Raw genomic sequence first — 26,097 nt, forward strand, 5'->3', positions numbered from 1 at the left:
GTCAGCTCTCCTCGTCGTCGGGCCGGCCGCCACCGAGGCCCGGCGCCAGCAGGCGCGCGGGATTGGTCACGAGCAGCTGGTGGATGTCGGCCTCCGTGGCGCCGGCGGCGAGCAGCCGCGGCACGATCCGGCGCGGGATGTTCTCCATGTGCCAGTTCGGTGCGTGGACGGCGCGCCACGACGGCGGCGTCACCTGGCTGAAGAACGCGGCGTCGTGCGAGAGCACCATCCGGTCGGCGTAGCCGAGCCGCAGCAGGTCGAGCACGACGCCGATCCGCCGCTCGTCCGGCAGCACGTGCTCCATGCCGAAGCGGTCCATGCCGATCGTCGCGCCGGCGTCCATCAGCGCGCGGAGGTAGTCGAGGTCCTCGCTGTCCCCGCTGTGACCGACGACGATCCGCTCGGGCGCCACTCCCCTGGCGGTGAGGAAGCGCAACTGGTCCAGGCCGCCCCGCGAGGCCGCGTGCGTGTGCGTCGTGATGGGGACGCCGGTCTGCCGGTGCGCGATCGCGGCCGCCGTCAGCACCCGCCGCACATCCGGCGTGAGACCGGGCCGGTCGGTGACGACCTTCAGCATGCCGGCCCGGACCCCGGTGTCCGCGACCCCGTGCTCGATGTCGCGGACGAAGAACTCGACCAGCGGGTCCGGGCCGTCGATCAGCAGGCCCGGGCCGTGGGTGTGGAAGTAGGCGGGCAGCACGTCGGCCGTGTAGTAGCCGGTCGACACCACGATCCGCACCGGGCTGCGTTCCGCCACGCGGGCCACCCGGGCGACGTCGCGGCCCAGGCCGAGGACCGTGAGGTCGACGACGGTCCGGACGCCGAGGTCCCAGAGTCGCTGGAGGCCGTCGGCCGCCCGCTCCTCCGCGGCCCGCTCGTCCCATTCGGGGTGGGGGAAGTTCAGCTGCAACTCCGGGTGCTGGACGAACACGTGCTCGTGGATCAGCGTGGTGCCGAGGTCGCCGGCACCGACCACACCCCGGACCGTCTGGACCTCCCCCGCTCCGCTCACTCCGCCGTGCTCCTGATGCCCTCGTAGACGGCCAGCTGCTCGTCGTTGAAGTTCTCGCGCAGGTAGGTGTCGGCCCGGGTGCGGAACGCCTCGACGTCGACGTCGTCGACGACCTCGATGGCGCCGGCGTCCTGCCAGTCGGTGAGCGTCGTCTGCTCGTCCTCGTCGACGCAGCCGGGCACCTGCGCGACCGCGGAGTCGACCGCCGCCTGCAGCGCCTCCTGCTGCTCCGCGGAGAGCTCGTCCCACACCCCGCCGATGATCACCAGGTTCGAGTTGGCCTGGTGCGAGGAGAGGCTGAGGTAGTCCTGGACCTCCTGGATGCTGTTCGCCGCGATGTTGACGATCGGGTTCTCCTGGCCGTCCGCGGTGCCCTGCTGCAGGGCGAGGAACAGCTCCTCGTAGGCGATCTCGACGGCCTGGGCGCCCAGCGCCTTGGCGTTCATGAGGAACTGCGGCGAGGCCGGGAACCGCATGCGCAGGCCGTCGAGGTCGTCCGGGGTCCGGATCGGCTCGTTCGCGGTGAAGTGGCGCATCCCGGCCGACCAGGCGCCGAGCGTCCGCACGCCGGTCTCCTCTGCGAAGCTCTCGATCAGGTCGTCGGAGGCCTCGCTCTCGAAGTACCGCGCCAGGTGGTCGGCGTCGTCGATGGCGTAGGCCGCGTCGAGGACGCTGACCGGCTCGTAGATCGCGCCGAGCGCCGAGGCGCCCTGGATGTCGATGTCGATGTCGCCCGAGACCACCGAGCTGATCCGGTCGGCGTCTCCGCCGAGCTGGCTGGACGGGAAGACCTCGACCCGCAGGCCGACGCCGGCCTGCTCGACCTCGTCGGCGATCACCTGGGCGCCGCAGCGGTGCTGCGGCTGCGTGTCGGTGTAGCTGTGCGCCAGGGTCAGCTCGACGTCGCCGCCCTCGCCGGCCGAGCCGGCCTCGGTGTCGTCGTCTCCGCAGGCCGCGAGTGCGAACAGGGGGACGGCGGCACAGAGCGCGAGCAGTGTGCGGGTGCGGTTGCTGGAATCGGGCATCTCTACGGCTTCCTCTCGTGACTGAGCTCCTGATGAGGGGGCACGTTCTCGACCTCGGCGGCGATCAGGTCGTCGAGGTCGCCGAACATCGCCTCACGATGCGCCGGCTGTCCGGTGATCAGCTCGAACGCGTCCGCGGCTTGGTGGACGGCCATGCCTGCCCCGGTCAGGGTCCGGCAGCCGGTCCGCTGGGCGTGCTGGAGTAGCGGAGTCATGACCGGGCGGTAGACGATGTCGGCCACCCACAGACCCGGGTGCAGCAGGCCGGGTTCGACGGGGCTGCCCGGGTGGCCGGCCATGCCGACCGGCGAGGCGTTCACCAGGCCGTCGGCGCCGGCCAGCGCCTCCGTCAGGTCGGCGGCGGCCAGTACCTCCAGCCTGACGTCCTCGCCCGAGCCCGCGAGCGTCCCGGCCAGGGCCGCGACCCGGGACACGTCGGGGTCGGTGACGGCGAGCCGGCGGACGCCCAGACGGACGAGGGCGTGCGCCACCGCGGTGCCGGCGCCGCCGGCGCCCAGCAGCACCACGTGGTCGAGGCCGGCGTCGGGCAGCCCTTGGCCGAACGCGCTGGCGAACCCCGTGACGTCGGTGTTGTGGCCGATGGTGGCGCCGTCGGCGATGAGGATCGTGTTGAGCGCGCCGATCGCCGCGACGTCCGGCGCGACCTCGTCGACCAGCGGCACCATCACCTGCTTGAGCGGGTGGGTGACGTTGAGCCCGTCGAAGCCCAGGGCGATGGCGTGGTCGAGCAATTGCTCGAGGTGTTCCACCGGCAGTTGCGCGTCGGCGAGATCGACGACCTTGTAGACGTAGCGCAGCCCGTGCCGCTGTGCTTCGCGCTCGTGCAGCTCCGGAGTCAGCGACGGCTTCACGCCCTGGCCGAACAGACCGGCCAGCACCGACCGCCCCGTCACAGCCCGAGCTCCCGCGGCAGGTACAGGATCGCGTCCGGCCAGAAGATGATCGCGAGGCACAGCAGGACGAACGGGACGAGGAACGGCAGCGATCCCCAGAAGACCTCCGACATCCGCGCCTTGGTGATGGCCTGGAGCACGAAGATCACCGTGCCGACCGGCGGGGTCAGCAGGCCGATCATCTGCGACAGGATCATGAGGACGCCCAGGGCGATCGGGTCGACGCCGTAGACCTCGCTCAGCGGCAGCAGGATCGGGACCGTCAGGGTCAGGACCGCCACGGCGTCCAGGGCGGTGCCGAGCACGAACGACAGCAGCAGCACCAGCAGCATGAAGACGGTGGGGTCGGTCGTCAGGCCGAGCACCCACTCGGAGATGTGCTGCGGGACCTGCTCGCGGGCGAAGATGTAGCCGAGCAGGTTCGCCGACGCGACGATGAGCATGACGGCGCCGGTCGTCAGCACCGCCTCGGTGAGCACCTTCGGCAGATCGCGCAGCCGCAGCGTCCGGTAGGCGAAGCCCAGCACGGCCATGTACGCGGCGCCGACCGCGGCCGCCTCCGTCGGCGTGAACACGCCGCCGAGGATGCCGCCGATGATGACCACCGGAGCGCCGAGCGGGGCGATGACCCGCACGCCCGTCTGGCGCACCCGGGCCCAGCTGAACTCCGACCGCTGGATGTTCGGGTCGCGGCGCACCAGCAGGAAGACGACGACGCACAGGCCCAGGGCCATCAGCAGGGCGGGCACGACGGAGGCCGCGAACAGGGCGCCGGTCGACACCGCCGCGAGCCCCGCGTAGATGACGGCCGGGATGCTCGGCGGCATGACCGGAGCGATCAGCGACGCCGATCCGGTGACGCCGAGCGCGAACCGCTTGGAGTAGCCGCTGCGCAGCATGGCGGGGATCTGCACCTTGCCGAGCGCCGCCGCGTCGGCGACGGCCGATCCGCTCATCCAGGAGAACCCCAGGGAGGTTCCGACGCTGACGTAGCCGAGGCTCCCCCGCACCCGGCTGAGCAGCGCCAGCGCGAAGTCGAACAGCCGGGTGGCGATGCCCGCGTGGTTGGCCAGGCAGCCGAGCAGGATGAACAGCGGCACGGCGAGCAATGGGAAGCTCGCGGTCGACTGGGCGACCAGCCGCAGAGCGTGCCCCGTCGAGTGGTCCGAGGTGACCATGTAGAGCAGCGCCGGGCCGATGAAGGCGAACGCGACCGGTACCCGGATGACCAGCAGCAGCGTGATCAGCAGGCAGAGGACGAGGATGCTCATTCCGCCGCCACCTCGAGGTCGTCGTACTGCGGGGCGGGGACGCCGTTGAGCCCGTAGTCGACGGCCGCCACGGCGGCGCGAAGCGTGGTGCTGACGAAGCCGATCAGCGAGATGCCGTAGAGCCACGACATCGGCATCCCCATGGCCGGCGACTTCAGGATGGCCTGGTCGTCGATCAGCGCCCACGCCTCGGCCGACAGCCCGACGCCGATGGCGGCGACGATCACGCACGACACGACCCGCACGATCCGCCGCATCACGGGGCTGTCGATGCCGTCGATCATCTCGATGGAGATGTGCGAGTCCCGCGTCACCAGCACGCCGGCGACCACGAACGTCAGCCAGACCAGGCAGAACCGGGCGAGCTCACCGGTCCACGGCCAGCCGTCGATCGGCAGATAGCGCTGCAGCGTCTGGACCAGGAGCAGGACGAAGATGGTCACCAGTGCGAGCGCGCCGATCCCCAGCTCGATGGCGGTGAGCACGCGAACGGGCCGCGCTGCCCAGGCCGGCAGGTCAAAGCGTCTCGACGTCGAGGTCGTGGGCCCCGATTCCCGTGTGGCGGCTGTCACAGGACGCAACGTAGGGAGGGCACAGAACGGACAGCAAGGGGTTGCCATCAGGTTGCCAAATGGTTACGTTGCCTCATGCCCCGGCCGACGATCTACGACGTGGCCGCCGCCGCCGGCGTCGCCACGTCGACCGTGTCCCGCGCCTTCTCCAGCCCGAACCGGGTCAACGCCCGCACCCGCGAGCACATCTTCGCGGTGGCCGCCGACCTGGGCTATCGGCCCAATCCGCATGCCCGCGCGCTGTTGTCGGGCCGCCATCACACCGTGGCGATGGTGGTGTCCGACATCACCAACCCGCACTACTTCGAGCTCATCCGCGGCGCCGAGCTGCGGGCCAAGGCCTCCGAGTACACCCTCGTCCTGGTCAACGCCGAGGAGTCGCCGCGGGTCGAGTACGACCAGATCCAGCGCCTGGTCCCGTCCGTCGACGGCTTCGTCCTGGGGGCCAGCCGGTTACCGGACGAGAACCTGGTGCAGATCGCCGGGCAGCGCCCGGTGGTGCTCATGAGCCGGGAACTGCCGGGCCTGCCCAGCGTCGTGCTCGAGCACACGCAGGGCTGCCACCAGATCGTCGAGCACCTGGCCTCGCTCGGCCACCGGCACCTGATCTACCTGGCCGGACCACGCAACTCGTGGATGGCCGCCACCCGCTGGTCCGCGCTGAGGACGGCCGCCGAGGAACTGGGCCTGCGCGCCGAGCGCATCGGCCCGTTCACGCCCAAGGCCTCGCACGGCGCGGCCGCGGCGGACAGCGCGATCCGCGCCGGGGCGACGGCGATCGTCGCGCACAACGACCTGCTGGCCATCGGCGTGATGCGGCGCCTGAAGCAACGCTCGGTCCAGGTGCCGCAGGAGGTCAGCGTGGTCGGCTTCGACAACATCTTCGCGGCCGACCTGTGCACGCCGGGCCTGACCACACTCGGCGGCGCCCATGCCGACGTCGGCCGGGTGGCGATCGAGATCCTGCTCCAGGCGACCGGCCCGCAACAGCCGACCGGCACGTCACCCCAGGTGGCGTTGCCCACGGAGCTCGTGATGCGGGAGTCGACCGGCCCCTGCGCCTGACCCGCGGTTCGACAACCCGGCGGCAACCCGTTGCCAGGCGGAGGTCATCGGGCGCCGTCGGCCCTCGGGGCGAGGACGGACGGGAGGACCTCGAGCACGCGCCGGACGTGCGGCGACCGCTCACCGGCCCGGGTGGCCACCGCGAGCTCCACCTCCTCGTCCTGGAGCAGGGGCCGATAGGCCGCGCCGGCGATCTCGAGCGACCGGACGGCGTCAGGCACCAGCGCCACGCCCAGGCCGGCCGCCACGGTGACGACGAGCGTCGAGGTCTCGGCGATCTCCTGGACCCGACGAGGCCGGAAGCCCGCGCGATGGCAGGCGTCGAGCACCAGCTCGTACATGACCGACCGATGATGCGACGGATAGCAGAGGAATCGCTCGGCCTCGAGAGCGGCGAGGTCGACGTGGTCCGCCGCGGCGAGCGGATGAGTCTCGGGCAGCACCGCGACGAGTCGTTCCCGGCGCAGGACCCGTACGTCGAGGTCGGGGTCGCCGACCGGCGGGCGGATGATCGCCACGTCGAGCGAGCGGTCGTGGAGGCCGCCGATCAGGGCCGGCGTCAGCTGTTCGCCGCGCAGGTCGAGGTCCAGGCCGGGCGCGGCGGCGCGGACCGCGCTCGCGAGTGCCGGCAGCACGGCGTAGGTGGCGGTGCCGACGAAGCCGACGGCGACACGTCCCACCTCACCGGCCGCGACCCGGGCGGCTTCCGCGGCCGCCGACTCCGCGCTGGCCAGGATGGCGCGGGCCCGGTCGAGGAAGCGGCCCCCGGCCGGCGTCAGGTCCACCCGCCGGGTGGACCGGCTCAGCAGCGCGACGCCCAGCTCGGCTTCGAGGCGCTGGATCTGCTGGGACAACGGCGGTTGGGCCATGTGCAGGCGGGCCGCGGCCCGGCCGAAGTGGCGTTCCTCGGCGACGGCGACGAAGTACCTCAGGTGCCTCAGTTCCATGCCCGGACGCCCTTTGAGATGTCGCGGATATCAATCATGCTTCGATCAATATTTCACGCAGCCGAATGAGCCGTCTAGCGTCGTCCGCACCGGAAGGACGATCGGAGGCACCGTGCCGGACGTGGTCATCTGCAATCCCGTACGAACGCCGGTCGGGCGCATGGGCGGCGCACTCGCCTCGCTCGACGCGGCGGCGCTGGCCGTCTCGGCGTTGACGACGCTGGTCGAGCGCACCGGCCTGGACGGCGACGCGGTCGACGACGTCGTCCTCGGGCACTGCTCCCCGAACGCGGAGGCGCCGGCCATCGGCCGCGTGGCCGCTCTCGACGCCGGCCTCGGCGACGGCGTGCCGGGAGCTCAGGTCGACCGGCGCTGCGGATCGGGCCTGCAGGCGGTGCTGAACGCCGCGATGCAGGTGGCCACCGGTTCCGCCCGGCTGATCGTCGCGGGCGGCGTGGAGTCCATGTCGTCCACGGAGCACTACGCGATCGGGCTGCGGCAGGGTGTGCGGGCGGGCGGCATCGAGTTGATGGACCGGCTCGACCGCGCCCGGGTGACCGCGGGCGGGCGCCTCCGGCCGCTCGCGGGCGGGATGGTGGAGACCGCCGAGAACGTGCGGCGGGTCTACGGCATCGGCCGCGAGGAGCAGGACGGCTGGGCACTGCGCTCGCAGCAGCGCGCCGCGCAGGCCGCCCGTGCCGGCCGGTTCGACGCCGAGACGGTCCCCGTCGAGGTGCCCGGCCGCGGCCGCGCCGCCGCCACGACCGTCACCGAGGACGAGCACCCTCGCCCCGGCACGACCCTCGACGCCCTCGCGGCGCTGCGCCCGGTCCGCGCGGGCATCGATCCGGACGCCACCGTCACGGCCGGCAACGCCAGTGGTCAGAACGACGGCGCCGCGCTGTGCGTCGTCACCACCGCCGAGGAGGCCGAACGACGCGGCCTGGACCCGATGCTCAGGCTCCGGTCCTGGGCGGTGGCCGGCGTCGACCCGGCGCTCATGGGCATCGGCCCGGTCCCGGCGACCGCGGCCGCGCTGGCCCGGGCCGGACTGACCATGGACGATCTCGACCTCATCGAGCTCAACGAGGCGTTCGCCGTGCAGGTGATCGCGTGCCTGCGGGACTGGGGGCTCGAGCCGGGCGACGTCGAGGAGCGGGTGAACGTGAACGGTTCCGGCATCGCCCTCGGCCATCCGCTGGGCGCCACGGGAGCACGCATCCTCGCGACCCTGGCCCACGAGCTGCGCCGCCGCGGCGGCCGCTACGCGCTGGAGACCATGTGCATCGGCGGCGGCCAGGGGCTCGCCGCCGTCGTCGAGGGGGTCCGGTGAGCGCCGGCAAGGTGGTACCGAGCGCGGCCGAGGCGGTGGCCGACATCCCGGACGGCGCCAGCCTGGCGGTGGGCGGCTTCGGGCTGGCGGGCATCCCCTGGATCCTGATCGAGGCGCTGCTCGACCAGGGCGCGGCGGACCTCACGATCGTGTCGAACAACTGCGGCGTCGACGGTGCGGGCCTGGGCCTGCTGCTGGAGCGGCGCCGGGTCCGCCGGGTCATCGCGTCCTACGTCGGCGACAACAAGGAGTTCGCCCGCCAGTACCTCGCCGGTGAGCTGGAGGTGGAGCTGACGCCGCAGGGCACGCTCGCCGAACGCCTGCGCGCCGGCGGCGCCGGCCTGGGCGCGTTCTTCACCCCCACCGGCGTCGGCACGCTGGTCGCCGACGGCGGGCTGCCGTGGCGCCATCGCCCCGACGGCTCCGTAGCGGTGGCCTCGCCCGCGAAGGAGGTGCGGACCTTCCGCGGCCGGGAGATGGTGCTCGAGGAGGCGATCGTCACCGACGTCGCGCTGGTGCGCGCCGCGGTGGCCGACCGGCAGGGCAACGCGCTCTTCCACGCCTCGGCACGCAACTTCAACCCGCCGGCCGCGATGGCCGGCCGGCTCACGATCCTCGAGGCCGAGCGCGTGGTCGAGGTGGGCGAGATCGACCCGGGCGCCGTCCACCTGCCGGGCGTCTTCGTCCAGCGGGTGGTCGCGCTGACGCCGGAGCAGGCGGCCCGCAAGGGCGTGGAGAAGCGCACGGTGCGGCCGCGTCCGGACCGGACGGAGGAGGACGGCCATGCCGTGGACCGCTGACCGGATGGCGGCCCGTGCGGCGGCCGAGCTCGCCGACGGGCAGTACGTGAACCTCGGCATCGGCCTGCCGACGCTGGTGCCCGGCCACCTGCGGCCCGGCGCCCAAGTCGTCGTCCACTCCGAGAACGGCATCCTCGGTGTCGGCCCGTATCCGTTCGACGACGAGGTCGACCCCGATCTGATCAACGCTGGCAAGGAGACGGTCACCGTCCGGCCGGGCGGGTCGTTCTTCGACTCGGCCACCAGTTTCGCCATGATCCGCGGCGGGCACATCGACGTCGCCGTCCTGGGCGGCCTGCAGGTCTCCGCCGAGGGCGATCTCGCCAACTGGCTCGTCCCCGGGGCGATGGTCAAGGGCATGGGCGGCGCGATGGACCTGCTGTCCGGCGCGGACCGGGTGATCGTGCTCATGACGCACGTCACGAAGAAGGGCGAGCCCAAGCTGCTCGACCGGTGCACGCTGCCGCTGACCGGCCGCCGGCGGGTGCACCGGGTCATCACCGACCTCGCCGTCCTGGACGTCGCCGGTGGCCGTTTCGACGTCGTGGAACTGGCCGACGGCGTCACCGCCGCCGACCTGGAGAGGGCGACGGCGGCGCAGCTGTCGTTCTGAGCCGCGCCCGCAGGCGCGGCCATGGTCGCCGGTTGCCGCCCGTTGCCACAAGCTGTTGCCAGAGGGTTGCCACCGCGGATGTCATGCCCGGACGACAAGTGCGGATCCGAGCCGGACGAGGCGCGTGGCAACGGATGGCAACGCATTGACCATGGTTGCCACACGCCCGCATGCTCACGGCGACCAGGCAGGTACGTGGGTAGGCAAGGAGGCCACCTTCATGACCACCATCGACCGACGTCAGCTCCTTCGTGGCGCCGCCGTGACCGCCGTCGCCGCCACGGTGGCCAAGGGCACGCTCGCAGCGCCGGCCGGCGCGGCCGCCGCGCCGCCGAGCGCCGGACGCGGGACCCCGCTCGGTGCGCCCCGGCCGCTGGACGGCCGGCCCTTCCCGGAGTACGACTACACCCGCGCCAACAAGCTCCCGCGGGAGATGACCGGCTACTGGGAGAAGACCTTCGACGTGGGCGGCGTGACCCGCACGGCGAAGGCCTACATCTCGCCGGAGACGCCGATCCGCTCCTACTACACGGTGATCGCCGTCCCCGGCGGCGTCGACACCACGGACTTCCTGCGCCGGTCGGGCTGGCGCGAGGTCGCCGACGAACGCGAGGAGGGCCTGTTCGTCCTCGAGCCCGGCGACGGCGGCTGGGGCGACGCCGGCGCCGAACTGGCCTACGTCGAGGCCGCGATGAGCTTCTACGAGTCCAACCGCTACTTCTCGATCTTCGGCGAGCACTATCTCGCCGGCTACGGCGACGGCGCGCCGGCGCTGGAGGCGTGGGCCGTCGCCCACCCGCTGCGGGTCATCGGCCAGGTGTACCTCGACTCCCCCGGGCTGCCCGAGGACTACCTCGGCGCCCACGCCGGCGTCGAGTTCGACGGCACGACGGCGCCGACCTACACCACCGTCGTCTTCCCCGAGGGCTTCGAGCTCATCCGGCACGACGAGGTCGTGCTGCCGACCTGGTACGTCAACCCCGCGGCGTCCGCCGGCGCGAGCCTGGCCTACTGGAAGCGCGCGAACGACACCGCCGGCGACGGCGAGCGCGACGGCACGCTCGGCACGGTGTTCCGGCAGCGGCACGACTCCGGCCGCTGGATGACGTCACACGCGGGCCCGATCGCCCAGGTCGCGGTGCGGCCACGGCCGCTGGAGCACGCCAAGCCGCACACCACCGACCGCGTCGTCGCCTTCCTCACCCGGTACACCCGGTACGAGAACTTCTTCGCCTACGGCAACCAGCTCTACGAACGCGCCGACTACAAGCGCCTCGGGGTCGAGGTCCGCACGATGACCGTCGAGGGGCACGTCCGCGAGTACCTCGTGCACGTGCCCCGCAGCGCCCGCCGGATCTGGCGCGGCCAGGCCCCGGTGGTCGTCGTCTGGCCCGGCAACAGCCAGACCGACAAGGTGTTCATGGACGCCGCTCAGTGGTGGGACGTGGCCGAGCGCGAGGGGTGCGTCGTCGTCATCGTGTGCGAGCAGTACAGCAACACGTCGATCTCGGTGAGCCATCGCGACTCCCACGCGTTCTTCCGCCAGCTGCGTGACGTCCTGACCCGCGAGTACGCGGTCGATCCGGCCCGGTTCTACTCCACCGGGCAGTCCGCCGGCAGCGGCGTGACCCAGAACTTCGCCATCGCCTTCCCCGAGTACTTCGCCGCCGTCGCCTCGACGTCGTTCACGGTGGCGCCCAACGCGGCGGGGACGGTGAGCCTGGACGGCGTCGCCCACCCCGCCAGCCACCGGCCCATCCCCAACTACCAGATCTACGGCTACGGCGACCTCGGGTTCCTCGAGGGCGGGCTCTGGGACGACCTCGACAACCAGCTCGACGGGTGGGCGCGATACCACCTGGCGGCCAACGGCCTCACGCTGGCCGACGTCGACACCGCCGACGGCGTGGCCGGCGGCTGGCAGGACCGGTACCAGACCTGGACCTGGCACGCCGCCGGCACCGCGGTCCCGATGCTGAAGCTGACCAGGAACAACTACCGCTCGCACAACACCATCCCGGAGGAGACGCCGCTGCTGTGGGACTTCCTGCGCCACTACAGCCACGAGGTCCGCGCTGACGGCGACGTGGTCCGCTATTACAGCCCGTCGGGCTTCCGCCGCGGCGGGGACCGGATCCGGATCGCGTCCTGACACCGGGCCGCGATGACGGGGTCCGCCGGAGCGCGCCGGCGGACCCCGTCGTCACGAGTCCGGCTCGTCGCCGAGGACGGCCTTCGCGATCGAGAACGCGTGGTTGGCGGCCGGTACACCGCAGTACACGGCGCCCTGCAGGATCACCTCGCCGATCTCGTGGGCCGTCAGCCCGTTGCGGCGGGCCGCCGCGATGTGCATCGCCAACTCCTCCCAGTGGCCGTTCGCCATCAGCGCCGTCACCGTGATCGCGCTGCGCATGCGCCGGTCGAGACCGGGCCGGGTCCAGATCTCGCCCCAGGCGTAGCGGGTGATCAGCGACTGGAAGTCCTCGGTGAAGGCGGTCGTGGCGGCGACCGCGCGGTCGACGTGCGCGTCGCCCAGGACCTCGCGCCGGACCGTCATCCCCGCGGCGTGGCGATCGTCGTCGTCGGTCATGGTGCCGCTTCCTCACTGGTCAGGAGGCCGGTCAGGAGGCCGGCCATCGCTTCGGGGACCTCGGCGGGCGGCAGGTGGCCGCAGCCCGGGAGCACCCGGACGTCCGTCGCCGGGACGCGCTCGGCCGCCGCGGGCGGCACGACGGGGTCGTGCTCGCCGGCCACCACGTACAGCGGCACGGTGCCCGCTCCCCCGGCCCCGGTGAGATCGAACCCGGCGAGCGCCTCGCAGGCCCACGCGTAGGACCACCGGTCCGCCTCCGCGAGCGACGTCAGCAGCGCCGCGGCCGTTGCGGGGTCCCGGTCGGTGAAGCCCGGCGCGAACCAGCGCCGCGCCGACGGACCGACCATCACGGGTGTCCCGGCCCGCCGCACCAGTGCGGCGCGTTCACGCCAGCCGGCCGGCTCGCCGATGCGCGGTGCCGACGCGACCGCGACCAGCAGGCCGAACGGCCCCGGCCGGGACGCGAGGTCGAACGCCACCGCGCCACCCAGCGAGACACCGGCGTAGGCGACGTCCCGGCCGGCGGCCAGCTCGGTCGCGGCCTCGCGAACCGCGCCGGCGAGCTCGGCCACCGTGAACGGGCCGGCCGCGGGCCGGCTCGACCCGTGCCCGGGGAGGTCCCAGCCGACGACGTCGAAGCGGTCCGCGAGCAGCCGTGCGCAGCCGCTCCAGAGCGCGGCCACCGAGGTCCCCAGCGAGGGGCCGACGACGAGCAGCGGGCGATCGTCGCCGGCTCCGCCGACCTGCGTCAGCGTCAGGTCAGGTGTCATCCGTCCGCTCCTCGTCGTAGCGCCGGAGCACCGCGTCGACGAAGGCCTCGCTCGCGCCGAGGTAGGTCGCGGGGTCGCCGCCGGTCCCACCCGGCCGCTCGGCGAGCAGGTGGGCCGCGGCGTCGTCGGCGCGCCGGCGCATCACGTCGGCGTGCACCCGCAGGCCGCGCACCAGCTCGGCGGACTGCGCCGCGGCCACGACGGTCACCTCCAGGAGCCGCAGCAGCGCGGGCCACTCGGCCTGCCAGGCGCCGTCGGGGCGCTGGTCGACGCTGCGGGCCGCGGCCAGGTGCAGCTGGGCGGCCAGTTGTGGGGCCTGCAGCGCGGTGCCGTTCACCAGCACCGCCAGCACCGGATTCCGCTTGTGCGGCATCGTCGAGGAGCCGCCCCGCCCGGCGACGGCGCCCTCGGCGACCTCGCCGATCTCCGGGCGGCCGAGGGTGAGCACGTCCGCGGCGAGGACCCCGAGGGCGTCGCAGGTCTCGGCCAGCGCGTCGCCCAGCCGGGTCACCGGCGTTCGGCGCACGTGCCACGGCAGGGCGGGCGCGCGCAGCCCCAGGTGCCGCGCGAAGGCGGCCGCCGTCGCAGCCGGGTCGGGGACGACGGCGCTCACGCGGGCCAGCGTCCCGGCGGCGCCTCCGCACTGGACCGGCAGCGAGCGGCGGACGTCGCCGAGCCGCTCGGCGGCGTCGAGGATCGCGGCCAGCCACTGGGCCGCGGTCAGCCCGAAGGTCACGGGGACGGCGTACTGGGTGAGCGTGCGACCGGCCATCACCGTGGACCGGTGCTCCCGCGCGAGCCGGGCCAGCGCCGCGGCGCCCTGCCCCAGCTCCGTGCGGATCCGGCCGAGCGCCTCCCCGGCCAGCAGCTGCAGCGCGGAGTCGAGGACGTCCTGGCTGGTCAAGCCGGCGTGAACGAGTGCCGCCACCTCGGGGTCGGCGACGCGTTCGCGCAGCGCGGTCACGAGCGGCAGGACCGGATTGCCGGCGTCCTCGACGTCGCCCGGGTCGAGCAGCGGTGACCACCCGGCGGCGGCCCGTTCCACCGCCGCGGCCTGGGCGGCCGTGGCCCCGCCGGTCTCGCTCAACGCCCGCGACCACGCCACCTCGACGCTCAGCATCGCCCGGACCAGTGCCGCGTCGTCGAGCAGGCCGCGGGCGCGATGCGCGCCAGGGACGAGCAGGTCCGCCATGTCAGCTCCGGTGACCCGGAAAAGTGAGGAAGACGGTCTCGGCGTCACCCTGCAGGTGGATGTCGAAGCGCAGGCCGCCGTCCGGCTCGCGCCGGGCGACGAGACCGGCCCGCCGGCCGGGGTCCAGGCCGGCGAGCAGCGGGTCGGCGGCCAGGGCCGCCTCGTGCTCCGGCAGGTAGCAACGGGTGAACACGCGGTTCAGCAACCCACGGGCGAAGACGGTGACCGCGAAGAACGCGGCGGCGCCCGGGCGGACCGGGCCGGGGTCGACGGTGCTGAACCAGTAGTGGCCGGTGCGGTCGGTGCTGCCGCGTCCCCAGCCCGTGAACGCGGCCCCGAGGCGGCAGAGCGATCCCTCCGTCGTGGGGACGACGCCGGCCGCGTCCGCCTGCCGGATCTCCACCAGGGCGTCCGGCGCCCCTGCGCCCGCGCCGTCGTACACGTACCCGTGCAGCCGGATCGCGCCGGCACCGCCCGGCGGGACGAGCTCGCGGTCGTGGTCGTAGGGCAGCGCCTCGTGGAAGAACGGGCCGATGGTCTGTCCCGGCGTGGCGATCAACTCAGCCATCGTGGTCCTCCGGCTCCAGATAGGTGGCATGGCTGCCGGTGAGCACGATGTCCCAGCGGTAGCCCAGCAGCCACTCGTGCTCGGAGAGGTCGTGGTCGTACCCGGCCACCAGCCGCTCGCGCGCCGCCGGGTCGGTGACGGACTGGTAGATCGGGTCCAGCGCGAACAGCGGATCGCCCGGGAAGTACATCTGGGTGATCAGCCGCTGGGTGAAGTCGGTGCCGAAGAGCGAGAAGTGGATGTGCGCCGGCCGCCAGGCGTTGCGGTGGTTCCGCCAGGGATAGGCGCCGGGCTTGATCGTCGTGAAGGCGTAGCCCCCGTCGTCGTCGGTGAGGCACCGGCCGAGGCCGGTGAAGTGGGGGTCGACCGGCGCCGGGTGCTGATCGCGCTGGTGGACGTAGCGTCCCGCCGCGTTGGCCTGCCAGATCTCGACCAGCTGCCGGCGGACGGGCCGACCGTCGCCGTCGACCACACGGCCGCGCACCAGCATCCGCTCACCGATCGGCTCCCCACCGCTCTGAACGGTCAGGTCGGCCTCCAGCGGGTCGACGTCGGAATGCCCGAACACCGGTGCCACCAGCTCCGCGCCCTCCGGGTCCGCGGGCCGCGGGTTCTTGGTGGGATGGCGCAGCAGCGAGCTGCGGTAGGGCGGGAAGTGCAGCCGTGGCTGGGTCTCCCCCACTTCGGCGGCGTCGTGCAGCGCCACGATCTCCGCGCTGATGTCGCGCTGGCTGGGCAGCGCCTCGGTCCGCTCCGTCACGCCGCCGACGCTAGGGAGCCGAGGATCGGCCGGTCAATCGTAGACTTCCGCTGAGTGGAAGGAGCGCGATGGCCGGCAACACGTCTCCACCGGGCGCGACGGTGACCTCGCGCACCGTCGCGCTGCTCACCGCGTTCGACGAGCAGCACCGCCGCCTGACGCTCACCGAGCTCGCCCGCCGCGCCGGCCTCGCCGTGCCGACGGCGCATCGGCTGTTGCGCGAGCTGACCTCGCTGGGAGCGCTCGCGCGCACACCGTCCGGCGAGTACGTCGTCGGACGCCGATTGTGGGACGTCGGGCTGCTGGCGCCGACCCCGACCGACCTGCGCGAGGTGGCGTCGCCGTTCCTCCACGATCTCTACGCCGCCACGCTGGCCACGGTGCACCTCGCCGTGCGCGACGGCACCCGGGTGCTGTACGTCGAGCGGCTGGCCGGGCGCCGCAGCGTCCCGGTGGTCAGCACCGTCGGCTCGCGGCTGCCGCTGCACGCCACGGGCGTCGGCAAGGTGCTGCTCGCTCATGCGCCGGCCGACGTCCAGGCGGAGGTGGCCGGGTCGCTCACCCCGGTCACCGTGCACACCATCACCCAGCCCGGTCTGCTGCGGTCGCAGCTCCAGGCCGTCGTCGCCGACGGCTACGCCACCACGGTGGAGGAGATGACGCTCGGCGCCTGCTCCGTCGCCGTGCCGGTCCACCGGGACGCCGACGTCGTCGCCGCGCTGGGGATCGTCGTGCGCAGCCTGCGGCGCGACAAGCAACGGCTCGTCTCCGCCCTCAAGGTCGCCGCCCATGGCATCGGCCGGAGCCTCGGCGCCGGCGACAGGAGGAGCCGATGACGGCGCCGAGCATGCGCGGCGTCTCGTACGCGGTCAGCCACCCGCCCGCCGTCGTCAGGCGCGTGATGACCACGATCCGCGACGACCTGCACGCCACGGCCGTGATGGTCCTCGACACCGACCCCCGCGCGCTCGTCGCCGCCTGCCGCATCGCCCTCGAGGAGGGCCTCGACGTCCTCGTGCGCCCGAGCCTGGAGAACGCGCGGCTGCCCGAGCTCACCCGCCATCTCCGCCAGGTGGCCGAAGGCGCCGAACAGCTGCGGCGCCAGCATCCCGGGCAGGTCACGCTGCTCCTGGGCAGCGAGTTCTCGCTGACGTCGCGGACCGTGCTCCCTGGACGGCACACGTTCGTCCGCCTGCAGTTGCTGCTGCGCTCGGGGCCGCTGCTCAGGCGTCGCATCCGCACCCGCCTCGCGCCCGTGCTCGCCGCCCTGCTCGCCACCGCGCGGGCGGAGTTCCGCGGCCCGGTCACCTACGCAGCCGGCGCCTGGGAACAGCTCGACTGGTCCGGTTTCGACGTCGTCGGCGTCAATCTCTACCGGTCCGGGCGCAACACCGCCCGCTACGCGGACCTCCTGCACACCCGCGTCTCGGCCGCGAGAGCGGCCGGCAAGCCGTTCATCGTCACCGAGTTCGGCTGCGGCGCGTTCACCGGCGCTGACGTCCAGGGCCCCGGATCGTTCCGCATCGTCAACTGGTTCACCGACCCGCCGGCCATCCGCGGCGACCACCCCCGCGACGAGCACACCCAGGCGGCCTACCTCAGCGGCCTCATCGAGCTCTACGGCGCCGCGGGCGTCGACGGCTGCTTCGCGTTCACCTTCGTCATGCCCGAGTTCCCCCGCGGCGACGACCCGCGGCACGATCTCGACCGCGCCGGCTTCGGACTCGTCTCGGTCCGCCCCGGCGAGCCGGACGCCTGGGCGCCGAAGGAGGCCTTCCACGCCGTGGCCCGCGCGTTCGACCCGTCCGCGGGTCGGTGAGCGGCCGGGCGGCTCACGAGCGCATCCGGACCAGCGCGCCGCCGAGGCCGGCGAGCACCAGGACGGCGGCGATGACGGCCAGCGTGCCGAGCGACAGCCCGGTGTCGGGGAGCTGCCCGCCGCCCGGGCCGGGTGTGGTGTCGCCGGTCGGGGCAGGCGCCGGCGGCTCGGTCGTCGGCGCCGGGGACGCGGTTGGCGTGGGTGTCTGCGTGGGTGACGGTGACGGCGTGGGTGACGGCGTCGGCGGGCTGCTGACGGTGAGGGTCGCCGCGTCGGAATGGACGGTCGCGACGTCGTTGGTGAGACGGGCGCGGACCCGCAGGCCGTCGTCGGCGGGGCCGGCCGACGGGACGGTGAGCGTGCCGGTGCCGACGTCGTAGCCGTCGGCGGAGGTGACGTCGGCCCAGGCGCCGTCGTGCTCGTGCTGCCAGGTCACCTCGGGTGCGGGGTCGCCACCGGGGATGACGGTGAAGGTGGCCGGTTCGCCCGCCGCGACGGCGACGTCGCGCGGGCCGACGACGACCGACGGCGCGGTGTGGACGGTGAGCGTGGCGGCCTCGGTGGCGAGCGCGCCCGCGGCGTTGCCGAACACGGCCCGGTACCGCGTGCCGGTCTCCCCCGCCCCGGCCTCGAGCCGGAGCTCCGGCGTGGTCGCGCCGGGGAGGTCGGCGAACGTGAGCGAGCCGGGGTCGCTGCGCTGCCAGCGCACCTGCGGCTCCGGGGTGCCGGTCGCCGCGGCGGTGAGGACCGCCGGGGTGGTGGACACGCCGGGGGCGAGGGCGACGGTGACGTCGGCGGGCTGCGTGGTGACCGACGGCGAGACGGCCGCGACGGCGAGCCGGGCGAGGCCGGCCAGCCGGTCGGCGGTGCGGACGGCGGTGAGCAGGGCGCCGTCCGCCGCGGTGGCGACCCGCGGGTACGGCGCGGCGTCGGCCGGCACGAAGGACGTGAGCACGGCGCCGCCGGCGACGGCCCAGTGGCGGCCCGACGCGGCGTCCTTCGCCCAGAACGTCGCGCCAGCCGGATCGAACGCGCCGGACACCGTCAGCCCGGCGGCCTCGTCCAGGACGACCGGCTCGTCCGCGACGCCGACGCCGTCGTCGCCGGCCGTGGCGGTGAGGACCCGCGTCGACGCCACGGTGGTGAAGTCGGAACCGGCGAACGCGAGCCGTCCGCCCGGCCCGGCGTAGACCTGCGACCACGCTCGCGTCGGGTCGCCGAGCGGCACCGCGCGGCTCGGCCCGGTGCCGGCGATCTCCGCGGTCTCGACGCCGTCGCCGCGCACGGTGAGGAGCAGCGCCGCCGGCTCGTCGAGGACGTGCTCGAAGGTGTCGTCGATGACCAGGCCGTTCGCGCGGGCCAGCACCAGGTCGCCGCCGGGCGTGACGGCGAGCGAGTCGTTCACGCTGCCCGGGCTGTACCAGTAGGCCAGCCAGCCCTCACGCGGCGGCAGCGGCCGCACGGCGGTCGTCCAGCCGTCGCCGGAACGGGTCCAGGAGACCAGCGTCGCGGCCTGGGCGGCGTCGGCCGTCAGCGCGTGCAGGGTGTCGCCGGCCGGGTCCCAGACGGGGTTCGCCTGGAGGGTGTGCGCCGTCGGCAGCTCGCCCACGACCTCGTCGGCGAACGCGCCGGCGGCGGCGTCCCAGCGCACCGCGCGCACGGTGGTCGACGTCCCCGACCGCTCCGGCAGGAACAGCGCGCCGCCGGCAGCGTCGAACGCGCCGGCGAACTGGGCCGGCCCGAGACCGTCCGGCGCGTACGAGCCCAGCGGCTCCAGCGATGTGGCGTCCAGCGCCTGGACGTACGGCGCCAGCTGCGGCGTCGCCGGGTTCGCCACGACGTACGCGACGTCGCCGGTCAGGTCGGCGTGCACGCCGTTGACGACGGAGCCGGCGGTCGGGTTGAGCCACCGGGCGTCCTCCTCGTGGACCGGCGTGCCGGGCGGCGTCCACTGCTCGTCGAGGACCGGCCGGCCGCCGGGGCCGTCGTAGGTCACGTCCACCGGCGCGAACGGCGCGCCGGCCGGGTAGTTCCCGAACGCCGGCACCGCCTGCGCGGCCAGCCCGGTGGCGATGTCCGTCCACGCCGTCGCGCCGCCCGACACGTCCAGATCGGCGCCGGCGACGTCCAGCCGGACCAGCGGGATGACGCCGTGGTCGACGACGGCCGGGATCTCGGCGCCACCGCTGAGCGGGCGGCTGGTCACCCGGGCGTAGAGCGTCTGCTCGGCGGGGTCGATGACCAGCCGCAGCTCGCTCAGCGACAGGTCGAGCGCGCACTCGTCGCCGGCCCAGCCGGGGAAGAATCCGCAGTAGGTGGCGTAGCGGACCGAGCCGTCCAGGTGCAGCTCGGTCGCGCCCGCCGCGGGGTCGAACGTGCCCTCGCGGACGGGGAACGCGAACCGCCCGTCCGGCTCGCGCGTGGCGCCGTCAGTCGCGGTGATGTTCCCGGCGCCGACGTAGTCGTTGAACGAACGGCGCACCTCCCAGAGCAGCGTGCCGTCGCCGATGCCGGCGGGCGGCTCGGTGCCGGAGCTCGCGGTCGCCGCGGGCAGCAGCGCGGTGGTCACCAGCACGAGGAGCGCGACCAGGACGCGGCCGGGCGTACGGAGCGGACGGGGCATCGGGAGACCGTTCTGTGAGTCGGCGGACGGGGCGGGCGGCCCGGCACACGCGCCGGGCCGCCCGAACACGGATCAGAAGACGATGTTCACGCCGTCGACGCCGACCGGGCCGCCGGTGGGCGGCCAGCTCGTGTACTCCGACGTCTGGAGCTGGCACTGCACGCCGCCGGTCGAGCACACCGTCGTGCCCGAGCTGGCGCCACCGGACAGGTTCACGTTCGTGAAGGTCCGGTGGACGGTGATCGTGGTGCTCCAGGTGCCGGACGCCGAGACCACGATCGGCGCGACGTAGTTGGTGCCGTCGCAGTGCGTGCCGTTCAACCCGCCCACGGTCGAGTTGCAGACCGCGAGGGTGACGACGTTGCCCGGCGTCCCGGTGCCGCTGACGGCGACGGTCTGGTTGTTGGTCACCGAGATCGGGCCGCTCGGCGTGGTGATGGTCGATGCGGACGCCGATCCGGCTCCGGCGAGCAGGACGGCGGGAAGGGCGAGCACGGAGACGAGCGCGGCGGCCCAGCCTCTGCGCGGGGACCGGCGTGCTGTCGTGCGGGCTGTACGCATGCTGAAGACCTCTCTGACGGGGTCGGACAGTGCTGATACCCGGCGAATGCGGCCGCAGCGCCTTGATCAGTGCTATCAGGTAAGGCTAACCTAAGTCAACGCAACCATCGACGGACCGGACAGGAGGGACGGATGACGCGGACGGCCGCGCATCGGGCGGATCACCCCCGGTTCGCCCACGTCAGCCACCGGGTGGAGGTGCTCGGCCCGCTCACCGGCGACAACCGGGACCGCGGGACTACCATCGTCATGGTGTTGCACGATCTCGATCCCACCTCCGGCCGCCACCACACCCGGGTGCCGACGCCGTGAGCGCGCCCGCTCCCCGCCGCCGCATCGGCGCCCAGACCGTGCTGACGGTCGAGGACGGCTGGTGGCTCGGTCCTCGGTTGCGCCGCGTCATCGCCGGCGGGCCCGAGTACGCCACGATCGTCGGCAACGACTTCACCGACGCGTACACGAAGCTGTTCTTCGCACACCCGGACACCGGCCTCACACCGCCCTACGACCTCGCCGAGCTGCGCCAGACGCTCCCGCCCGAGCTGTTGCCCAGCATGCGCACGTACACCGTCCGGCGCCTCGACGACACCAGCGGCCAGCTCACCATCGACTTCGTCGTCCACGGCGACGACGGCATCGCCGGGCCATGGGCGGCGACGGCGCGCAAGGGCGATCTGCTGGTGATGTCCGGCATCGGCGGTGGCTACGCCCCCGACCCGGCGGCCGACTGGCACCTGCTCGCCGGCGACGACGCCGCCCTCCCGGCGATCGCCCGAGCCCTGGAGGCCATGCCGCCCGACGCCCGCGGCGTCGCCCTCATCGAGGTCGACGGCGACGACGACCACGTCCCGCTGACCGCCCCGTCCGGCGTGGGCGTCGAGTGGCTGCACCGCGACGGCGCCCACCCGGGCACCACGACGCTGCTGCCCGACGCCGTTCGCGGCCTCCCCTGGCGCGACGGCCACGTGCAGGTCTTCGCCCACGGCGAGCGCGGCGCGATGAAGACCCTGCGTCCGTACCTGACGACCGAGCGCGGCCTCGACCGCTCGCAGCTCTCGCTGTCGGCGTACTGGGCGTACGGCCGCGCCGAGGACACCTTCCAGGCCGAGAAACGCCGGCCCGTCGGCCAGCTCTTCGACCCGGCCGGCTGACGGCCGACGCGCGACGGATCGGCGTGGTTGAGCGTTTGGTGTCGCCCTGGCAGCACCGAACCCTCACCCATCGAAGCGAACCGCCGAGGCGGCCGGAGATCCGTCCGCGCCATGGCAGATACTGAGGGCCATGCGGTTGGTCTCCATCGGCGACAGCTTCACCGAAGGCGTGGGCGACGAACTCCCCGACGGGACGTCGCGGGGCTGGGCCGACCTGCTGGCGAGTGGGCTCGCCCGCGACAGCGGCGTGCCGGTCGAGTACGCGAACCTCGCCATCCGCGGCCGGCTGGCCGGTCAGATCGTGGCCGAGCAGCTCGAGCCGGCGCTGGCGCTGGCGCCGACCGTCCTCACCTTCAACGGCGGCGGCAACGACCTCATGCGCCCGCGCGCCGACCTCGGCCGACTCCGCACCCTCACCGAGCACGTCATCCTGCGCTGCCTCGAGACCGGCGTCCGGCCGGTCGTCCTCAGCGGCGGCAACCCCAGCGGCGGCCTGCCCATGGGCCGGCGCATTCAGCGGCTCGGCGACCTGCTGACGGCGGTGGCCGAGGAGCTCACGGCGAAGTACGACGTGCCGTTCGCGGACAACTGGAGCGACGCCGAGCTCGCGCGGGCCGACTACTGGTCGGAGGACCGGCTGCACCTGAACAGCGCCGGCCACCACCGCGTCGCGGCCCGCGTGCTGGCGACGCTGGGCGCCTCTTCACCGCCGGAGTGGACGGCCCCGATCGCGTCGGGCCGGCCGGCGCCGACCGTGCGCGAGAACGTCGTCTTCTACCGCCAGTACGTGGCGCCGTGGGTCCGCCGGCGCCTCACCGGGCGCTCGTCCGGCGACGACCGCACCGCGAAGTACCTCGACTGGACCGTCGTCGGACCCTGAGGCGGCTACTGCAGACCGGCGCGGACCGAGGTGATGCGCCGGGTGTTGAACCCGAGCCAGTGCATGCGGCCGACGTAGCGGGCGTGCTCGACCTTGAGGCAGCGGTCCATGACGACCGTGACGCCGCCGTCCTCGGCGATGCGCGCGCCCTCGTCGTTGACGACACCGAACTGGGCCCACAGCGCCTTCGCCCCGATCGCGACGGCGTCGCGGGCGATGGCGGGCAGCGCGTCGGGCGCGCGGAAGACGTTGACGATGTCGACCGGCTCGGGGACGTCGAGCAGGCTCGGGTGGCTGACCTCGCCGAGGATCGACGTCTCACGCGGGTTGACCGGGATGACGCGGTAGCCGTGGCGCCGCAGGTAGTAGCCGACGAAATGACTGGCCCGCAGCTCGTTGCCGGACAGGCCGACGATCGCGATGGTCGTCGCGCCGTGCAGCACGCGCTGGATCGTCAGCGGGTCCTGGTATCGGGTGAGATCGCTCATCTCGTCGCCACCTTCGCGAAGCCCTGCTCGAGGTCCCAGATCAGGTCGGCCACCGACTCGGTGCCGACGGACAGCCGCACGGTCCCGGGCGACACGCCGGCCGCCGCCAGTTCGTCGTCGCCGAGCTGGCGGTGGGTGGTGCTGGCCGGGTGGATGATGAGGCTCTTCGCGTCGCCCACGTTGGCCAGGTGCGACCACAGCGACACCCCGCGGATGAGCGTCTGCCCGCCCTCGCGGCCGCCGGCGCAGTCGAACGAGAACACCGCGCCCGCGCCGCCGGGCAGGTACTTCTGCGCCAGCGGACGGTAGCGGCTGCCCGGCAGCCCGGCGTAGCTGACGTTCGACGCCAGCTCGTGCGCGTCGAGGAACTCCGCGACCGCCCGCGCGTTGGCGACGTGCCGCTCCATCCGCAACGACAGCGTCTCCAGCCCTTGCAGGAACAGGAACGCGTTGAACGGGGACAGTGCCCCGCCGAGGTCGCGCAGCGTCTCGGTGCGCAGTTTCATCAGGTAGCCGTACATGCCGAACGTCTCGTGGAAGCGCAGCCCGTGGTAGGCGGGCGACGGATCGGCGACCACCGGGAACCGGCCGTTCGACCAGTCGAACGTGCCGGCCTCGACGACCACCCCGCCGATGCTGGTGCCGTGGCCGCCGATGAACTTGGTGGCCGAGTGGACGACGATGTCGGCGCCCCACTCGATCGGGCGGCACAGGTACGGCGTCGCGAACGTGTTGTCGACGACCAGCGGCAGTTCGTGCTCGTGCGCGACCGCCGCGACGGCCTCGATGTCGAGCACGTTGCCGGCCGGGTTGCCGATGGTCTCGGCGAAGAACGCCTTCGTCGTGGGCCGGACGGCGCGCCGCCACGCGTCGACGTCGTCCGGGTCGACCCAGGTCAGCTCGACGTTCATCTTGCGCAGCAGGTGCTTGAGCTGGTTGACCGTCCCGCCGTAGAGCGCCGACGACGAGACGACGTGGTCGCCGGGCTGCAGCAGCGTGAACAGCGCGGCCGCCTGCGCGGCGATGCCGCTGGCGAAGGCCACCGCGCCGGCGCCGCCCTCGAGGTTGGCGACGCGCTCCTCGAACACCGCGACCGTCGGATTCATGATGCGTGAGTACGTGTTCCCGTACTCCTGCAGGTTGAAGTACGCCGCCGCGGACTCCGGGTCCTCGAACACGTAGCTGGTGGTCTGGAAGATCGGCACCGCGCGGGCGCCGGTGTTCGGGTCGGGCCGCTGCCCCGCGTGCAGCTGCCGGGTCTCGAACCCGAAGGCTCGATCCTGTTCGACGCGGTCGGTCACGACGTCCTCCGAGAGTCCAGGAACCGGTGGATGATGGGCGTCTGCCGGGCCTCCTCGAGCAGGAAGCAGTCGTGGCCGTACGGCGCGTCGATGACGTGCAGCTCGACCGGCTTGCCCAGCTCGCGCAGTGCCGCGTCCACCTCACGCGACGCGACCGGCGGGTACAGCCAGTCGGAGCTGAACGCGATCAGCAGCGTACGCGCCTCGACGCCCGCGAGCGCGCGGGCCAGCGACCCGCCGCCGTGCTCGCGGGCGAGGTCGAAGTAGGTCAGCGCCCGCGACAGCGTCAGGTAGGTGTTGGCGTCGAACCGGCGCACGAACGACGCGGCCTGGTGGCGCAGGTAGTTCTCGACCTCGAACTCCGGCTCGGTGAGCGTGTACCGGACGTCGTCGGCGAACTGCAGCCGCCGGCCGAACTTCTCCTCCAGCGCCGGCGCGGACAGGTAGGTGACGTGGCCGACCATGCGCGCGACGCCCATGCCGGCGTCGGGCGCGCGGCCGCTGCCGTAGTAGCGCCCGCCCTGCCAGTCAGGGTCGCGCAGGATCGCCTCACGCGCGATCGCGTTCCACGCGACGCCCTGCGGGTGCAGCGCGTGCGTGGTGGCGATCGCCACGACGGCGTCGACCTGGTCCGGGTAGCGGACGGCCCACTCCAGCGCCTGCATGCCGCCGAGCGAGCCGCCGGCGACCGCCGCGAGCCGCTCGATGCCCAGTTCGTCGAGGAACGAGCGCTGGGTCCGCACCAGGTCGGCGACGGTGAGCACCGGGAAGTCCGGCCCGTACGGGCGGCCGGTCGCCGGATCCGCCGACGACGGCCCGGTGGTCCCCCGGCAGCCGCCGAGCAGGTTCGTGGACACGACGAACCACCGGTCGGTGTCGAACGCCTTGCCCGGGCCGATCATCCCGTCCCACCAGCCCAGGTTCCGGCCGGTGGCGCCGTCGCGGTCCTCGGCGCCGAACCCGTCGCGGGCGCTCGCCGCGGACGCCGTCGCCGAGACGCCGGCCGCGTGCGCGTCGCCGCTGAGCGCATGGCAGACCAGCACGACGTTGTCGCGGCCGGGCGCGAGCGTGCCGTAGGTCTCGTACGCGACGCGGACCCCGTGCAGCTCGCCGCCGGAGTCCAGGCGGACCGGGCCGGGCAGGTCGAGGTGACGCGTCTCGACGACGCCGGCCGACCCGGCCGCGGCCGATGCCGCGTGTGTGCTCATGACCACCCCCGGCCGCCCTCACTTTGTGTATTGTCCACTAATACCATAGGGAATACCGGTAACTGCGAGAGAGGCGACGGCATGACGGCGATCGACAACGGGGTGAACGTCCAGGCACTGCTGGACGCGCGGGACGTGCTGAAGGGCACGCCCGAGGCGGCCCAGTTCACCTGGCGGGCGTCCTCGACGTGGCAGAACGGCGTGCACAGCACGACCCGGATCCAGAATTTCTACGGCCTCGGCGCCGAGCAGAACCACAAGAGCGAGACGGTGTTCGAGGCCGACCACCCGGAGGTGTTCGCGGCCCAGGACAACGGCATCACCCCGATCGAGTACCTGCTCGTCGGCCTGGCCAGCTGCCTGACCGCCGGCGTGGCGTCGGTCGCGCAGAACCGCGGCATCCAGCTGCGCTCCGTCGAGGCGACGGTCGAGGGCAACCACGACATCCGCGGGATCCTCGGCGCCGACAGCGACGTCCGCAACGGCTACAACGACATCCGGGTGGCCTTCCGGATCGACGCCGACGCCTCCCAGGAGGAGATCGAGGCGCTGGTGGCGCAGTCGCAGAAGCGCTCGGCCGTCTTCGACGCGCTCACCAACCCCACGGACGTGTCCGTCTCGGTCTCCTGAC

The 26,097-nt window shown here is 73.4% G+C and carries 26 protein-coding genes and 1 pseudogene; 11 read left to right on the top strand and 16 right to left on the bottom strand.

Annotated features, from left to right (window positions below; all coding sequences use genetic code 11):
- Position 1: 1 nt before the first annotated feature.
- From DZA62_RS21215 to DZA62_RS21235, 5 genes are read right to left on the bottom strand one after another with little or no spacing between them, the layout of a single operon-like run.
- Positions 2–1,012, bottom strand: a complete 1,011-nt coding sequence (locus DZA62_RS21215) for a phosphotriesterase family protein (RefSeq protein ID WP_116950940.1) — start codon at positions 1,010–1,012, stop codon at positions 2–4.
- Positions 1,009–2,037 (bottom strand): DctP family TRAP transporter solute-binding subunit, encoded by a 1,029-nt coding sequence (locus DZA62_RS21220; protein WP_116950941.1) that lies wholly within the window; start codon positions 2,035–2,037, stop codon positions 1,009–1,011. The genes DZA62_RS21215 and DZA62_RS21220 overlap by 4 nt, the downstream gene beginning before the upstream one ends.
- A gap of 2 nt (positions 2,038–2,039) precedes the next feature.
- Positions 2,040–2,951 (bottom strand): shikimate dehydrogenase, encoded by a 912-nt coding sequence (locus DZA62_RS21225; RefSeq protein ID WP_116950942.1) that lies wholly within the window; start codon positions 2,949–2,951, stop codon positions 2,040–2,042.
- Positions 2,948–4,222, bottom strand: a complete 1,275-nt coding sequence (locus tag DZA62_RS21230) for a TRAP transporter large permease (protein ID WP_116950943.1) — start codon at positions 4,220–4,222, stop codon at positions 2,948–2,950. The genes DZA62_RS21225 and DZA62_RS21230 overlap by 4 nt, the downstream gene beginning before the upstream one ends.
- Positions 4,219–4,707, bottom strand: coding sequence for a TRAP transporter small permease (locus DZA62_RS21235; RefSeq protein WP_157987814.1), 489 nt, complete (start codon positions 4,705–4,707; stop codon positions 4,219–4,221). Before DZA62_RS21235 ends, DZA62_RS21230 begins: the two co-directional genes overlap by 4 nt.
- A 162-nt stretch (positions 4,708–4,869) precedes the next feature.
- On the opposite strand from DZA62_RS21235, the gene DZA62_RS21240 reads away from it, so the two are divergent.
- Entirely contained in the window at positions 4,870–5,859 is a 990-nt protein-coding gene (locus tag DZA62_RS21240; RefSeq protein ID WP_116950945.1) for a LacI family DNA-binding transcriptional regulator, read from the top strand.
- Positions 5,860–5,903: 44 nt separating this feature from the next.
- Here the strand turns inward: DZA62_RS21240 and DZA62_RS21245 are convergent, their stop codons facing one another.
- Positions 5,904–6,806, bottom strand: coding sequence for a LysR substrate-binding domain-containing protein (locus DZA62_RS21245; RefSeq protein ID WP_116950946.1), 903 nt, complete (start codon positions 6,804–6,806; stop codon positions 5,904–5,906).
- 112 nt (positions 6,807–6,918) lie between these two features.
- Between DZA62_RS21245 and DZA62_RS21250 the strand changes: the two genes are divergently transcribed.
- The 4 genes from DZA62_RS21250 (at position 6,919) to DZA62_RS21265 (ending at position 11,704) form a co-directional block, all read left to right on the top strand.
- Positions 6,919–8,139, top strand: coding sequence for an acetyl-CoA C-acetyltransferase (locus DZA62_RS21250; protein ID WP_198664036.1), 1,221 nt, complete (start codon positions 6,919–6,921; stop codon positions 8,137–8,139).
- On the top strand, positions 8,136–8,939 hold the full coding sequence (locus DZA62_RS21255) for a CoA transferase subunit A (protein WP_116950948.1): 804 nt from the start codon (positions 8,136–8,138) through the stop codon (positions 8,937–8,939). The genes DZA62_RS21250 and DZA62_RS21255 overlap by 4 nt, the downstream gene beginning before the upstream one ends.
- Complete coding sequence (locus DZA62_RS21260) at positions 8,923–9,552, top strand: 3-oxoacid CoA-transferase subunit B (protein ID WP_116950949.1); 630 nt, start codon at positions 8,923–8,925, stop codon at positions 9,550–9,552. The genes DZA62_RS21255 and DZA62_RS21260 overlap by 17 nt, the downstream gene beginning before the upstream one ends.
- Before the next feature lie 220 nt (positions 9,553–9,772).
- Positions 9,773–11,704 (top strand): PHB depolymerase family esterase, encoded by a 1,932-nt coding sequence (locus DZA62_RS21265; protein WP_116950950.1) that lies wholly within the window; start codon positions 9,773–9,775, stop codon positions 11,702–11,704.
- 51 nt (positions 11,705–11,755) lie between these two features.
- Here DZA62_RS21265 and pcaC read toward each other — a convergent pair whose 3' ends face one another.
- Genes pcaC through pcaH form a run of 5 tightly spaced genes read right to left on the bottom strand, consistent with a single transcriptional unit; the run spans position 11,756 to position 15,435 of the window.
- On the bottom strand, positions 11,756–12,142 hold the full coding sequence (gene pcaC / locus DZA62_RS21270; RefSeq protein WP_116950951.1) for a 4-carboxymuconolactone decarboxylase: 387 nt from the start codon (positions 12,140–12,142) through the stop codon (positions 11,756–11,758).
- Positions 12,139–12,915 carry an alpha/beta fold hydrolase gene (locus DZA62_RS21275; RefSeq protein ID WP_116950952.1) on the bottom strand — a complete coding sequence of 259 codons (777 nt, stop codon included), beginning with the start codon at positions 12,913–12,915 and terminating at the stop codon, positions 12,139–12,141. Before DZA62_RS21275 ends, pcaC begins: the two co-directional genes overlap by 4 nt.
- Positions 12,905–14,107: a lyase family protein gene (locus tag DZA62_RS21280; RefSeq protein WP_116950953.1), complete on the bottom strand. Its 1,203-nt coding sequence runs from the start codon at positions 14,105–14,107 to the stop codon at positions 12,905–12,907. Before DZA62_RS21280 ends, DZA62_RS21275 begins: the two co-directional genes overlap by 11 nt.
- A 1-nt stretch (position 14,108) precedes the next feature.
- Positions 14,109–14,675: a protocatechuate 3,4-dioxygenase subunit alpha gene (pcaG, locus tag DZA62_RS21285; RefSeq protein WP_116950954.1), complete on the bottom strand. Its 567-nt coding sequence runs from the start codon at positions 14,673–14,675 to the stop codon at positions 14,109–14,111.
- Complete coding sequence (pcaH, locus tag DZA62_RS21290) at positions 14,668–15,435, bottom strand: protocatechuate 3,4-dioxygenase subunit beta (protein ID WP_198664037.1); 768 nt, start codon at positions 15,433–15,435, stop codon at positions 14,668–14,670. Before pcaH ends, pcaG begins: the two co-directional genes overlap by 8 nt.
- Positions 15,436–15,503: 68 nt before the next feature.
- Between pcaH and DZA62_RS21295 the strand changes: the two genes are divergently transcribed.
- On the top strand, positions 15,504–16,271 hold the full coding sequence (locus tag DZA62_RS21295; protein ID WP_116950955.1) for an IclR family transcriptional regulator: 768 nt from the start codon (positions 15,504–15,506) through the stop codon (positions 16,269–16,271).
- Positions 16,268–17,254 carry a hypothetical protein gene (locus tag DZA62_RS21300; RefSeq protein ID WP_116950956.1) on the top strand — a complete coding sequence of 329 codons (987 nt, stop codon included), beginning with the start codon at positions 16,268–16,270 and terminating at the stop codon, positions 17,252–17,254. The genes DZA62_RS21295 and DZA62_RS21300 overlap by 4 nt, the downstream gene beginning before the upstream one ends.
- Before the next feature lie 13 nt (positions 17,255–17,267).
- On the opposite strand, the gene DZA62_RS21305 is transcribed toward DZA62_RS21300, so the two are convergent.
- Positions 17,268–19,877, bottom strand: a complete 2,610-nt coding sequence (locus DZA62_RS21305) for an HtaA domain-containing protein (protein WP_157987815.1) — start codon at positions 19,875–19,877, stop codon at positions 17,268–17,270.
- A 72-nt stretch (positions 19,878–19,949) separates the two neighbouring features.
- On the bottom strand, positions 19,950–20,438 hold the full coding sequence (locus tag DZA62_RS21310; RefSeq protein ID WP_116950958.1) for a neocarzinostatin apoprotein domain-containing protein: 489 nt from the start codon (positions 20,436–20,438) through the stop codon (positions 19,950–19,952).
- Positions 20,439–20,609: 171 nt separating this feature from the next.
- Between DZA62_RS21310 and DZA62_RS37645 the strand changes: the two are divergent.
- The 3 genes and pseudogenes from DZA62_RS37645 to DZA62_RS21325 form a co-directional block, all read left to right on the top strand.
- Positions 20,610–20,708, top strand: a pseudogene (locus DZA62_RS37645) (ABC transporter ATP-binding protein); the annotation flags it as partial.
- Between the two features lie 38 nt (positions 20,709–20,746).
- Positions 20,747–21,589 carry a siderophore-interacting protein gene (locus DZA62_RS21320; protein ID WP_116950959.1) on the top strand — a complete coding sequence of 281 codons (843 nt, stop codon included), beginning with the start codon at positions 20,747–20,749 and terminating at the stop codon, positions 21,587–21,589.
- 130 nt (positions 21,590–21,719) lie between these two features.
- The gene (locus tag DZA62_RS21325) at positions 21,720–22,469 is read left to right on the top strand and encodes an SGNH/GDSL hydrolase family protein (RefSeq protein ID WP_116950960.1); all 750 of its coding nucleotides are present in this window, start codon (positions 21,720–21,722) and stop codon (positions 22,467–22,469) included.
- A 5-nt stretch (positions 22,470–22,474) separates the two neighbouring features.
- Here the strand turns inward: DZA62_RS21325 and DZA62_RS21330 are convergent, their stop codons facing one another.
- From DZA62_RS21330 to metX, 3 genes are read right to left on the bottom strand one after another with little or no spacing between them, the layout of a single operon-like run.
- The gene (locus DZA62_RS21330) at positions 22,475–22,957 is read right to left on the bottom strand and encodes a CoA-binding protein (RefSeq protein ID WP_116950961.1); all 483 of its coding nucleotides are present in this window, start codon (positions 22,955–22,957) and stop codon (positions 22,475–22,477) included.
- Positions 22,954–24,258 carry an O-acetylhomoserine aminocarboxypropyltransferase/cysteine synthase family protein gene (locus DZA62_RS21335; protein ID WP_116950962.1) on the bottom strand — a complete coding sequence of 435 codons (1,305 nt, stop codon included), beginning with the start codon at positions 24,256–24,258 and terminating at the stop codon, positions 22,954–22,956. The genes DZA62_RS21330 and DZA62_RS21335 overlap by 4 nt, the downstream gene beginning before the upstream one ends.
- The gene (gene metX, locus DZA62_RS21340; RefSeq protein ID WP_116950963.1) at positions 24,255–25,466 is read right to left on the bottom strand and encodes a homoserine O-acetyltransferase MetX; all 1,212 of its coding nucleotides are present in this window, start codon (positions 25,464–25,466) and stop codon (positions 24,255–24,257) included. The genes DZA62_RS21335 and metX overlap by 4 nt, the downstream gene beginning before the upstream one ends.
- 81 nt (positions 25,467–25,547) lie before the next feature.
- Between metX and DZA62_RS21345 the strand changes: the two genes are divergently transcribed.
- Entirely contained in the window at positions 25,548–26,096 is a 549-nt protein-coding gene (locus DZA62_RS21345; protein ID WP_116950964.1) for an OsmC family protein, read from the top strand.
- Position 26,097 lies beyond the last annotated feature (1 nt).

Source organism: Jiangella endophytica (assembly GCF_003427025.1).
GTDB classification, from domain to species: domain Bacteria; phylum Actinomycetota; class Actinomycetes; order Jiangellales; family Jiangellaceae; genus Jiangella; species Jiangella endophytica.